Genomic DNA, 13,040 nt, shown 5'->3' with positions numbered 1-13,040 from the left:
AGGACGAAGGAATATGGCTGAGAAAAAAACATTCTATATCACGACGCCGATTTATTATCCAAGCGACAAGCTGCATATCGGTCACGCTTACACGACGGTGGCCGGGGACGCTATTGCGCGTTACAAGCGTTTGCGCGGCTATGATGTGCGCTATTTGACCGGTACGGACGAGCATGGGCAGAAGATCGAACGTAAAGCCCAGGAGAGCGGCAAGACTCCGCAGCAATTCGTCGACGACATTGTAGTCGGCATTAAGGACTTGTGGCGGAAGCTGGACATTTCCAACGATGACTTCATTCGCACCACCGAACCGCGCCATAAAGCCGTCGTTGAGGAAATCTTCGACCGTCTGGTGAAGAAGGGTGATATTTATAAAGGCGAATACGAGGGCTGGTACTGCACGCCGTGCGAATCGTTCTTTACGGAGCGCCAGCTCGTAGACGGCAATTGTCCAGATTGCGGACGTCCGGTCGAGCTGGTGAAAGAGGAGAGCTATTTCTTCCGCATGAGCCACTACGCGGATCGCCTGCTGCAGTACTATGAGGAGAATCCTGACTTCATTCAGCCGGAATCCCGCAAGAATGAGATGATCAACAACTTCATCAAGCCAGGTCTCGAGGATCTGGCGGTATCCCGTACGACATTCGATTGGGGGATCCGGGTCAAGGGAGATCCGAAGCACGTCATCTACGTGTGGATCGACGCATTGTCCAATTATATTACGGCGCTCGGTTACGGCACGGACAATCCGGAGCTGTATGACCGCTATTGGCCGGCGGATGTCCACCTCGTCGGGAAGGAGATTGTCCGTTTCCATACGATCTACTGGCCGATCATGCTCATGGCGCTGGATCTGCCGCTGCCGAAAAAGGTCTTTGGACACGGCTGGCTGCTGACGAAGGGCGGTAAAATGTCCAAATCCAAAGGAAATGTCGTTGATCCGAACATGCTGATCGACCGTTATGGCCTGGATGCAACGCGCTATTACTTGCTGCGCGAGGTTCCGTTCGGTTCTGACGGTTCCTTTACGCCGGAGAGCTTCGTGCAGCGCGTCAACTCAGACCTGGCCAATGATCTCGGGAACCTGCTGAACCGCACGGTGGCGATGATCGGCAAGTATTTTGACGGGGAGCTGCCGGCGTATCGTCCAAATGTAACGCCGTACGATGCTGAGCTGTCCGAACTCGCGCAGCAAACGATCCGCAAGGTGGAGGAAGTGATGGAGAATCTGGAGTTCTCCGTAGCCTTGACAGCGATCAGTGCATTCATCGGGCGGACGAATAAATACATTGATGAGACGCAGCCTTGGGTGCTGGCCAAGGACGAAGCGAAGCGGGAGGAGCTAGCTTCGGTCATGGTTCACTTGGCAGAATCCTTGCGCATCGCTTCCATCTTGCTGCAGCCGTTCCTGACCCAGGCTCCGGCCAAAATCTGGGCGCAGCTGGGCATTGAGCCAGGAGAGCTCACTTCCTGGGAGAGCGCGAAATCGTTCGGCTTGATTCCGGCTGGAACGAAGCTGGGCAAAGGGGAGCCGATCTTCCCTAGACTTGATGCCGATCAGGAAATCCAGTACATCGTCGATTCGATGTCCGCGGGAGCAGAGCCTGCTCCAGAAGAGCCTGCCAAAGCGCAGGAGGCGGAAGCCGTCAAGGAGGAGTCGAAGCCGGAGATCGGTATCGACGACTTTGCGAAGGTAGAGCTGCGCGTGGCCGAGGTTATCGCCTGCGAGCCGGTGCCGAAAGCGGATAAGCTGCTTAAGCTGCAGCTCGACCTCGGCTATGAGCAGCGCCAGGTTGTCTCCGGAATTGCGAAATTCTACAAGCCGGAGGAGCTGGTTGGCCGCAAAGTGATCTGCGTGACAAACCTCAAGCCGGTCAAGCTTCGCGGCGAGCTGTCGCAGGGCATGATTCTGGCCGCCTCGCAGGGAGATAAGCTGACGCTGGCGACCGTTCCAGATTCGATGCCAAACGGCGCGATCGTGAAGTAAGATAGGTAAGGCAAGCATCGAAAAAATTGAAAGGCGAGTCCGCGCATGTATGGCGCGGACTCGCCTTTTTTTATTCATGAACTCTGTTTAATTTAGAATTTTAGAAACTACTAGCACACTTTCCGCTCGCGTCATCGGCGCTTTCGGAGCAAACTGGTTATTCCCTCGTCCCCGGATGAGATCCCATGCTTGTGCGGCTCCCACGGCCTCCTTCGCCCAAGGTTCAATTTGTCCGTTATCGCTAAACGACTCCAGGTATGACGTGGTTGTCTCTTCGCCATGCAAATACTTATACGCACGCACGATCATCACGGCCATTTCTTCCCGGGTGATGACGGCATTTGGTGCAAATGTGTTCGAATCGCGCCCATGCACGATTCCAGCGCTGCTTGCCTTGGCGACTGCTTCGGCATACCAAGCATCAGGACTCACATCCGTGAACGTCAAGGTATCAGCAGCCGTTAGCCCTAATGCGCGTGTCAGCATTGCTGCGAATTCGGCCCGTGTTACGCTACCTTGCGGATCAAAACGCGTGTCGTCGATCCCTGCAATGATGTGCTTTGCCGCCATTTTTTTAATAGCTTGACTCGCCCAATGGCTCTCTCCTACATCGGCGAACGTTTTGTTGTATTCGAGAACGGCATATTTCCCTAAATGATGTATTTTCGCGGTGATCATGCCTTCCGCTAACGTCCCGCCCATATACTCCAGGGTTCCGTCTGCCGAAATAAAGTATATGCCCAATAAATCGGGATCGGCATTCGGATCGATTTGCAGCGCAATCGTTATTGGCTCGGCAAAGGCTGGGACCGGTTCGGAAGTTCCGTCTGCGCCAACAACCCGCATGTTGAGATCGTACATATCGCTTGCTGCCGTCAACTGAACGGTTCGGTTGGCCGCTGAGCTGCGAATAAGCCGGGCGGCTTCTTCCTCCGAAACGGGCCGCATTGAGAAATGAATCTGCGCTTCTTTGGCCTCATCTCCAGGTACAACGGCTTGAATGCTCCTCAGAGATGCAGCAGGGAATTCAATGGTCATATTCGGGCCGGCGAGACGGAGACGGTGATCTCCTAGAATATCTGCAATATTCCCCGGAAGAATGACGGTATCTTGGTTCTCCGAAATACGAACGATTACTGTGCCGTCGGCTGTGTCTCGTAAATCGTCTGCATCAAGAACCAGAGTAGTCGAGGGGATCTCGGGTTTCGTTGGACGCTTAGGCCCTGATGGAGGAGCCGAAGTGTTCGATGGCGGAGTCGTTGTCGTGCCGCCGTGATCTTTTCTATAGACAGTCACCGTTCTTGTCACTTCGTCAGCCGCATTGCCCGCCGCATCGCTTACGTTGTAGTGGAACGTATACGTTCCGGCTTTCGATGTATCGATTGTCTTCAGTCCATATACGCTGCTGGTTACCGTGGTCATAATCCGATTCGTTATGTCGCCGTCCCGATCATCGATCGCCGTTGCGCCTGCATCCGTGTAGTCAGCACCGACGGGCAGACGAACCACTGGTTCGCCTAACAAGGTAATGACCGGCTTGGTCACATCGGCTTCGATGTCCTCCGTTACGATAACCGTTCTTGTCACCTCGTCAGCCGCATTGCCTGCGTCATCGCTTACATTGTAATGAACCTTGTAAACGTCTGGAATCGATGTGTCAATTGCCGTCAGTCCGTATACGCTGCTGGTCACTGTGGTTACAATCCGATCTGTAATGTCGCCATCCCGATCATCGGTCGCCGCCGCGCCTGCATCTGCGTAATCATCCCCAACGTTCAGACGAACAACCGGTTCACCCAACAAGGTAATGACGGGCTTCGTGACATCCGCCTCCGGGGTTTTGACCGGTGCAATCCCGACAAAGGACAGCATTGGCGACTGGTTGTTTTTCGCCACCAGTTTGAGAGTCAATGCCCCGGCTTCCGCCATGGAGAAGGTGTACCCTTGTACTACGTCAAATGAATTGCTGTCAAGCGTTATAGTATCCACAAGTTCGTTTTTGTCGCCATATTCAAGGTAGACTTCTTCGGTGCGGGAGTATTCGGGCCACCAACTGTATGTGCCAAGCGTTATCGTATGCTCGCCAGCAGGCAGATGATCAAACGTATAGGTAAGGGCCGCTCCGGTCTGATTGGCCGTATAGATGCCGGTTGTGCTTTGCTTGCTGTACGGGCCGCTAACGATCCCTTTGTAAGAGACGGACGGCGAGCCGCTGGCATTGTAGCCGCTGTGACCCCAGGCTTTGGCGGAGTCGTAAATCCGGTCCGGGGCATCGTTGAGAAGCGGTTTGCCGTCGGCGTCCGCAAGGACAGCGACAGCTCTGTATGCCGGCGAATCATAGCCGAGCGTATTGGAAGATGTATGTCCTGCTGTCAGTCCGGTCTCGGTAGCGTTAAGATCAGCGAAATACAAAATGTCCTCGGGGACTACTTCTACATAGCAAACGGTTGTAAGGCTTCCATAAGTGCCGTTTACGGTTACCGTTTCATAGGGGGTGTCGAAACGGACACCGTCCAAATTCCAATTCACGGTCACGAACGACTTCGATCCGTCTTCATGTGTCGCCTCCACTTTCTCGGGAAGATTTGGCGCTCCACCGACGTAGGCGGCAGCATAATGAGGCGAACCAAGCTCCCGTATATCGCCCGTAAATAACTGTTTCTGGGCAAAAACAAGGCGCGCCGTGAGCTGTTCAGCTCCTTCTTGATCCAATCGGTAGGAAGCAGGGTTATTCAGAGCTTCCTGGGCAGCATTCCGCGCGGCTTCGAAGAGCTGCCAGTCGCTGTCGCGGAATTCGTCCAGCTTGTTGATCACTTGCGCCTCTGCTGCCGCTTCTTGGAGAGCAGCTATATCAGGCGTACCTTGCACTTCGCCGGAAACGACCGCCACGGCGTCCACCACCAAGGTGCCGCTTAACACCTTGATCCGGACGGTATGCTGGCCAAATGCAAGCCCGCGAAGTGTAAAGGTTTGGTACAATTCCTTGGAAGCTGTCGCGGCGGCTGAAGGCGCTACGATTTGCCCGTCCACCATCACCTCCAGCTTCGCCGAACCATCGTTGGGGCCCAGAATATCCAGTCCGGTGCCTACAAAGGTATATTCCAGCGCAGCATCAGCGCCCTGGCTGGTGGAAAGGGAGCGTTGATAATGGAACATGCCCTGGCCGTTGTTATGGGCCCACGAACCGCTATAAACGAGTTTGGGCTGGGGAACGGGAGCCAGGTCTTGCATTTCCAGATCGTCAAGCGTCTCGGAATAGTACGGTGCATAGCCTTCCACTGTTTCTACCAGTAAATTGTCAAAACGAACGTGATAGTATCCGCTGCCCAAATCTACCCGGCCGGACAGCTTGGGGTGCGGATCGGTGTAGGAGACAAGCTCCACGCCGTCCAGGAAGGCTGTCACCTGACTTCCCGCCACTTGAATCGCAATGTTATGCCATGCGTTATAAGTGTTGTCAAAGTCATTGATCTTTACGCCGCCGGAACCGCTCACGACATTGCCGTTGGCCACGGAACGGCCATCGACCTGCAGCTGCCAGCCGCCGTCAAACCAAAATTTCAGTACATAAGGTGTACCGTTAATCGTATGGGAGCTGCCGCCGCCCTGATACCGGGCGCCTATCGCAGCGTAATTTGCGCCGCCTTGCGTATTGTTCGTTTCGAACGAAACGTCGACGCTGGCCTTATAGTTGGTCCACCGGTAGTCGCCGATGGCTGTGACGGGCTCGCCGTTGTTCCACGTACCGCCAAGTCCCATAAGCCCCCGGTCCAATTGCTGGCGCAGAACGTAATTTCCGGTTTGCTCGTCCAGATATGCTTCAAACGCGCCGTTACGATCATGGGTGTAGCGGGGGATTGCGCCTTTAGAACCGCCGCGTGAATCGATATAGCTTTGATAGCCCGTAATTTGACCGCCTGCTCCAATTACAGGAACCGTCTTGCCAGAATAGTCAAAATCGTCGGCGTAAAGGATACCATCCCCGGTATTCTGAACCGATCCTGTTGCATCGGTGTCGAGCACGGTGCGCTCGCCCTCAACAGGGAATGGTGTATGGTACGCATTGTTCCCGCTGTTTTCCAATGTCGTTACGGTTACGATGGAATAAGGTTTGACGCGCACAGTGTAAATTCCGCCTCCGTCAGCAGAAACCTTCCCGCGATATTGCATGTAGCTGCTGTTGAAGGCTTCTCCTTTGCCGGCGGCCCGAGTTTCCCATATTTCCAGGGAAGGGGTGCCCGTGTACGCCATATTGACTGTCTGGAGTTTGTAGGTTCTCTCATACTCGCTGTCATTGACAATAACGGTTGAAAAATCGCTCTTGTCGGGGGCTGCGAGTGTCATATAGCTTGGCGTGCCGTTGCGTCCGCTGACCGGATTAGTGCCTGTCGCGCCGGTGTAGCTAGCCTGCGGAACCGCTCTCCAAATTCCCTCGTCGTTATTGCCGTTCTCCCAGCCGGCTTTCGCAAACCAACTAAAATGCTGCAGGATGTGAAGACCGGCGTCATAATGAATCCAGCCCGACCAAGGGTCGCGAGCGCTGACCAATTCCTTGAAGGAATATTGACCGCCTTCGTAGAAGGAGCCGATGGCTGGCTGATAAACAAAATGCGTCCGCCGGGAATTGACGAATCCCTTGATAATGGTATTGCCCATCTCCAGCGCGCTGCCTGTACCGCCGATGCCGGTGCCTGCAACTGCAGGATCCTTCATATTGTTGTTGGGACGGAAGGACGAGTTGCTGAAGGTGGCCTGCGCCTCGCTGTTCCAGACCTCGACGTCGAATTGCTCCGCGAGCCGTTTGAAATTGCCCGCACTATCATCATCCGTATTGTAGTGGTAGGCGGCGACTGATACCGCGTCCCGCAGAGAAGCGTCGCTCACCATGCTGCCTCCGAAGGAGCCAATTCCGACTTCATCGGAAATAACAACCTTCATCTGTTGATAAAGCGCTTTCTCTTCTTCGCTCGCAAAGCCGGCATGATCCGTTCTAACCCGTTCGGCGTATTGTTTTGTCCACGTCAGGTCCGGCGCATGCTCGTTAATATGGGGATTCACGTAATCGACCATATAGCCGTACTCGCGATAAGCGGCCAGAATGGTGTTTTTATACCAGGCATAGATTTTGTCGTTGTTGTCCGCCCAGGCGGGAGCACTCCAGCGCAGGATGCTCACTTTGAGATTAGGGTTCACGGCCTTCGCGTCGGCCGCAAGCTGGAAACCGGGATGCCGGGCAACGTTGGCTTCTTCATCGGCCGTACGCATCGTGGCCGGGTCCGGACCGGTGGAGTTATTGCGGTCGTTGCCCATCTCAATTTTCACATGTGTCATGATGGGGTTGTCTCCGCCAAACAGAATCTGCAGCAATTCTGCATAAGACTCAGGATGCTCAGCCTTATAATCCATTAGCAGGGCGCTGGTGCTGTTTGCGCTCAGTACGCCAAATCCCTTGAATGTGAGGCCGTTGACATTGCCGGCTTTGATATCGTTGCCGTCCAGCAAAACCTTGACCGCTGATGCTGCATTTTGCCGAGCGTCTTCAATCAAGCCTTTGATCCCGCCCTTGGCTATGGCGAACCAGCTCAAGATTGGTTTTTCGCCGGACACATAAGCAAAGGTCAGTTTCAGGGGAACGCTGGTGTCAATGTCTCCGGGGATCGTAAATTCGCTGGAAATGAGCTTAGTCGCATTAGTATTGAACTGATCAAGATAGATCATCTTTCGATCGCCGCTGATATCCTGATACTCGATATTGGGGCGCATCACGCGGGAGCGGCTGCCGTACCAGTCGTGAAAACCGCTGCTGAGCGTATAGGTTCCAGCTTCAAGGGCTTTGAGCTGATAAATGATATGATCGCCCGCAGCCCGCAGCCCGACAACCCATATCGACGGATCCGCAGCGGGGTCTGTATGCCCTCCGTCTTTGGAGTTTTTTACCTTGTGTACCGAATCGTCGAACCCCCAGCCGTTCGTTGCGTCAAACTTCTGATCCGGCAACTGATTGAGCAAGGGTGCGCCGGTCAGTTCTTTGACCGCCTCGTACAATGGCGAGGTACTAGGACTGTTGCCAAGGGAATCGCCGCCTCGGCCGCTATCCACGAAATAAACCAAGGGATGGCTAGAGGGCGGAATAACTTCCACATTTGCCAAGACCGCTCTGCCTCCAGCCGTACCGGTAACCGTCACCGTATCGTAAGGCACCGCAAAGGTATCCTCGCCGATATGCCAAGTGACAGGCGCGCTCTGGCCTTCCATTTCCATGCTATCAGGCAAAGTAGTTTCTGCGGCTGTCCTGGCACCCATGTAAGCGGCCGCGTGGACGGTATGCACGCTATCAGCGGATACATCGGAAAGACCGAATGGGGGATACAAACCAAACAACAGCATCGCGGTCATAGCAATAGAGCATAACCTGTTTCTGACAGTGCGCTTCTTGCTCATTCATACATCCTCCTTTTGATAAACTTTCAGACGTCGGTAGTAGCGAGACACGGGGTGAAACCGCTATCAAAAATACTCGTCATGAAGGAAGTACTCGACTTTCCAGGCGGATCGTCCGTATCCATTTCGATTCTCTCCTTGGATGCACGCCTCCTTTCATTGCTGATATCGCGCTTTTTAAAATGCGCATTTCAAACTCATTAGCTGTTATACCACACACGTTAGAAGGGGAACATGTACTTTTCAATGCACAACCTGCAAGATTGTTATGTATCTTAGGCGAAGCAAGCCTCTTGCTAAGTCAATAACGAAAATTTCGGATAAGAACATGTAATTTTATTAGCTCCATACTATGCTCTTCGAACGTAACTCCGTTACGCCATTAGCCGTTTATTTTGCCAAGCATGCGCCAACACTAGAATGTGACAATACGCCAAAGACAAATTTAGGCGGTTGACAATCGTTTTATTTTGACCCTATAATCCTTCTAGTAATAATTACGATTAAGGATGGCTAGGAAGGAAGATCATAATGGCGTCATACATGAACATATATAAAGGGTGGAAAGCAGTTCTACTGCTTCTTGCGGCAGTTCTGCTGCTGGCCGGCTGCGGAAGCGGCAATAATGAAAATAAGATCGTTGCGGGCAAGGTCAACGTCGTTACGAGTTTTTATCCTCTCTATGAATTTGCAAAAGAGATAGGCGGAGAAGAGGCGCATGTTATCAATTTGATGCCTGTAGGCGTCGAGCCGCATGATTGGACGCCGCGCAGCCAGGAAATTCTCAACACGTCCAAAGCACAGCTGTTCTTATACAACGGAGCAGGGCTTGAAGGATGGCTGGACAGCTTCCTTAAAGGCCTGGGCAGCGACTCCAAGGTGAAGACCGTCGAAGTAAGCCAGGGGATTACCCTGATCTCGAGCGGTGAAGAGGATGGACACCAGCATGGCGCAGGCAACGACGATCATCATGATGAAGACGGGCAAGTCCATGCCGAAGATGAGCATAATCATGACCACGGCCATATCGATCCGCACACTTGGGTAAGCCCGAAATCGGCGATGATCATGGCTGAGAATATCAAAAACAGCTTTATCGAGGTTGATCCCGTTCATCGGGAGCAATACGAGGACCGCTATGAACAGCTGCATGCCCGCTTGCAGCAGCTTGATGCCAAGTTTACGGAGGAACTGGCGAAGACGAGCCGGAAAGAGATCGTCGTATCCCACCAATCGTTTGGCTATCTGTGCCGGGATTACGGGCTGACTCAGCATTCGATTATGGGCCTGACGCCCGAAGCGGAACCGAAAGCCCAGGATTTGATTCATCTGTCCAAGCTGGTGAAGGAAGAAGGTATTCAATATATCTTTTTTGAGGAGCTTGTGTCTGATAAGCTTGTGAGCACGCTGGCCTCGGAAGCGGGCGTGAAAACGCTGGTGCTTAATCCGGTTGAGGGGCTGACGAAGCAGCAGGAGCAGGCGGGAGAGAATTACTTTACATTGATGGAGAAAAATTTGCAAAATCTTGTTCTCGCCTTACAATAAGGGGAGACATACCAGCGGAAGGACGGTCAAGATGAAACCGGACAATTTAGCAGCATCAGCGTTGGCCTGCCATGACAATATTATTGAGCTTGCCGATGTCTCCTTTTCCTATAAGGACAAGAACGTGATCTCGAACTTCAGTTTTACGGTAAAAGAACGCGATTTCGTCGGGGTCATCGGCTCGAACGGGGCCGGCAAGACGACCCTGCTGCGGATGATGGTCGGGCTGCTGTCGCCGACCGACGGGGAAATTCGCCTGTTTGGACAGCCGATCCGTCGTTTTCGTGATTGGGACAGGATTGGATATGTGCCGCAGAAAAATTCGTTCAACCCTTTGTTTCCGGCGACTGTAAGAGAAGTCGTCATGTCGGGATTGTATAACAATAAGAAGCTGTTTCGCCGCATCGGCAAGGCGGAGCAGGTGAAATGCGACGATGCGCTTGAGGTGATGCGCATCGGGGATATTGCCGACAAACGGATCGGGGAGCTGTCCGGCGGGCAACAGCAGCGCGTCTTTTTGGCCAGGGCCTTGATCAATAAGCCGGATCTGCTAATTTTAGACGAGCCTACAGTCGGAATCGACGCGCAGACCCAGGAAGATTTCTTTGAGCTGATTTTCCATATGCATGCGCACCATCATATGACGTTTCTCATGGTCTCGCATGATGTGGAAATGATTGAAGATAATTTGGGCAATGAGCCGCTGGATCGCTGCGGAGCGATCAAGTTCTATGTGAAGCATTCCCATGATCAGGATTGTTCAATTCCCGATCTTCAGCATTCAATCCAATAGATTGGCCAGCTTATGCTTTCGATGTAAGTTTTGCTTACGCAAAACTAAGCTTATGCTTACGAAGTAAGTTTTGCTCCGCAAAACTCTTAGGAGATGTGAAACTTGGAAATACTTACGGCAGAATTTTTTCAAAGAGCGCTGATAGGCGGGCTGCTCATTGGCATTACAGCCCCCCTGATCGGTATTTTTTTAGTGCTGCGCCGCTTGTCGATGATCGGGGACACACTGGCCCATGTAACGATTGCGGGCGTGGCCCTCGGTTTCCTGATCCATGCCAATCCGATATGGGTCGGGCTGGCCTTTGCAGTACTGGCCTCCTTCGCGATCGAGAAGCTGCGCAAAGCTTATAAAGCCTACGCGGAACTGTCGATAGCCATCATCATGTCCGGTGGCGTGGCGCTGGCGTCGCTGTTCTTTACGCTCGGGATAGGGTACAATACGGATGTATTGTTCGGCAGCATTTATACTTTGAGCAGGGAAGATTTATATATCGTCGGCGCAGTTACGCTCGTCGTTATCGCCGTTGTGGCCCTGTTCTTCAAGGAATTTTTCCTTCTTACGTTTGAGGAGGATGCCGCTGCGGTCAGCGGGCTGCCCGTTAAGCTGTTCAACCTGCTGATTACTGTGCTGACGGCGCTGGTCATTAGTACCGCTATCAAAATCGTTGGCGCCCTGCTCGTATCCGCTTTAATTACGATTCCTGCGGCATGCAGCCTGCTTATTGCGCGCAGCTTCAAGTCCTCGGTGATCTTCTCGGTCATTATCGCGGAAATTGCCGTTGTGATCGGGCTGGTTATGGCCGGCATTTGGAATCTGGCGCCGGGTGCTACGATTGTGCTGCTGCTCATCGGCATGCTGATCGTTACTCTTATAGGCAAAAAAGGGCTGAACGCTTAGAACATTACAATACTTTCTATCTCATCTGAGGATCGGAGGCTGTAATGGCTGATATTAATGTAGTGATAGCTTTCGGGGCAGGTGTTGCCTCCTTCATTTCGCCTTGCGCCTTGCCGCTCTACCCGTCCTATTTGTCTTATATTACGGGGATGTCTGTGCAAACGCTACAGAAGGAGCAAAACAAGCGGGAAGTCCGTATGAAGACGATGGCGCACACGCTCGCTTTTATTCTGGGATTCTCTGTTGTTTTCTATACTCTTGGCTTCGGGGCCGGGCTTTTTGGCGAGTTTTTCATCCATTATCGGGATTTGATCCGCCAGATTTCTGCTATTTTAATTATACTTATGGGCTTGTTTTTGCTCGGCATATTCCAGCCGCAATTTTTGCTGAAGGAACGCAAAATGGATATCAAGCTAAAGAAGAGCGGATACGTGGCTTCTTTTATTTTTGGCATCGGCTTTTCCGCCGGCTGGTCGCCTTGCGTAGGGCCGATTTTGGCCGCGATTATTTCGCTGGCAGTCAGTGAGCCGGGAACATGGCTAAACCTGATTACGGCATATACGCTGGGCTTTGCTTTGCCGTTTTTCATTCTGGCTTTCTTCATCGGCAGCACGAAATGGATTACCCGCTATTCTGCGGCGATCATGAAAATCGGCGGTGCGCTAATGCTGTTGATGGGGGTGCTGCTGTTTACGAACCAAATGGCCAAAATTACGATTTGGCTGCAGCAGATTACGCCTGAATGGCTTAAATTCTAAATTTCGGGCGCACTTGCCAACGGACGAGCTCAACATGTATCATAAATATAGTAGCATTTGGTAATGCGGTCAGTTTCCGCGACGCCAATAGAGGAAAAGAGGTTCGTAAGATGCCAACACCTAGTATGGAGGATTATTTGGAGCGCATATACAAGCTCATTGATGAGAAGGGCTATGCGCGTGTTTCCGATATTGCCGAAGGACTGGAGGTACATCCTTCTTCCGTCACGAAGATGATCCAGAAGCTGGATAAGGACGAATACGTCATTTATGAGAAATATCGGGGCCTGGTGCTTACGAGCAAAGGCAAGAAGATCGGCAAGCGTCTCGTTGACCGGCATCATCTGCTGGAGGAATTTTTGGAAATGATCGGCGTCGATGAGGAGAACATCTATAAAGATGTGGAGGGAATCGAGCATCATCTGAGCTGGGACTCGATTACCCGCATCGCTGCTCTGGTGGATTATTTCAAGCGCGACGAAACCAGAATTCAGGATCTTCGGGATGTCGATAAGGAGATCATGAACGAATCCTAGCTAAAGCATCTGTCTTGCCCGGACAGATGCTTTTTCTTTTGTCTTATAGTCCGGCGCAAGTCATTTATTGCAAGGTAAACGCA

7 protein-coding genes are annotated in these 13,040 nt (G+C 52.4%); 6 read left to right on the top strand and 1 reads right to left on the bottom strand.

Features of this window, described 5'->3' with window-relative positions; translation table 11 throughout:
• Positions 1 to 13 precede the first annotated feature (13 nt).
• A complete protein-coding gene (metG, locus tag MKX50_RS15670; RefSeq protein ID WP_339157332.1) occupies positions 14 to 1,987 on the top strand; it encodes a methionine--tRNA ligase in 1,974 nt (657 codons plus the stop codon).
• A gap of 87 nt (positions 1,988 to 2,074) precedes the next feature.
• On the opposite strand, the gene MKX50_RS15665 is transcribed toward metG, so the two are convergent.
• Complete coding sequence (locus MKX50_RS15665; RefSeq protein WP_339157331.1) at positions 2,075 to 8,428, bottom strand: S-layer homology domain-containing protein; 6,354 nt, start codon at positions 8,426 to 8,428, stop codon at positions 2,075 to 2,077.
• 543 nt (positions 8,429 to 8,971) lie between these two features.
• Between MKX50_RS15665 and MKX50_RS15660 the strand changes: the two genes are divergently transcribed.
• From MKX50_RS15660 to mntR, 5 genes are all read left to right on the top strand, one after another.
• On the top strand, positions 8,972 to 9,973 hold the full coding sequence (locus MKX50_RS15660) for a zinc ABC transporter substrate-binding protein (protein WP_339157330.1): 1,002 nt from the start codon (positions 8,972 to 8,974) through the stop codon (positions 9,971 to 9,973).
• 31 nt (positions 9,974 to 10,004) lie between these two features.
• The gene (locus tag MKX50_RS15655) at positions 10,005 to 10,766 is read left to right on the top strand and encodes an ABC transporter ATP-binding protein (protein ID WP_155610221.1); all 762 of its coding nucleotides are present in this window, start codon (positions 10,005 to 10,007) and stop codon (positions 10,764 to 10,766) included.
• 102 nt (positions 10,767 to 10,868) lie between these two features.
• Complete coding sequence (locus MKX50_RS15650) at positions 10,869 to 11,663, top strand: metal ABC transporter permease (protein ID WP_213590506.1); 795 nt, start codon at positions 10,869 to 10,871, stop codon at positions 11,661 to 11,663.
• 44 nt (positions 11,664 to 11,707) lie between these two features.
• Complete coding sequence (locus tag MKX50_RS15645; RefSeq protein ID WP_213590507.1) at positions 11,708 to 12,421, top strand: cytochrome c biogenesis protein CcdA; 714 nt, start codon at positions 11,708 to 11,710, stop codon at positions 12,419 to 12,421.
• Between the two features lie 110 nt (positions 12,422 to 12,531).
• The gene (gene mntR / locus MKX50_RS15640; protein ID WP_155610218.1) at positions 12,532 to 12,957 is read left to right on the top strand and encodes a transcriptional regulator MntR; all 426 of its coding nucleotides are present in this window, start codon (positions 12,532 to 12,534) and stop codon (positions 12,955 to 12,957) included.
• The last annotated feature ends 83 nt before the right edge of the window (positions 12,958 to 13,040 follow it).

This window comes from Paenibacillus sp. FSL W8-0186 (genome assembly GCF_037969765.1).
GTDB lineage: Bacteria > Bacillota > Bacilli > Paenibacillales > Paenibacillaceae > Fontibacillus > Fontibacillus woosongensis.
Note: the sequence above shows the minus strand (reverse complement) of the source record. Positions and strands in the feature narration are given on the sequence as shown.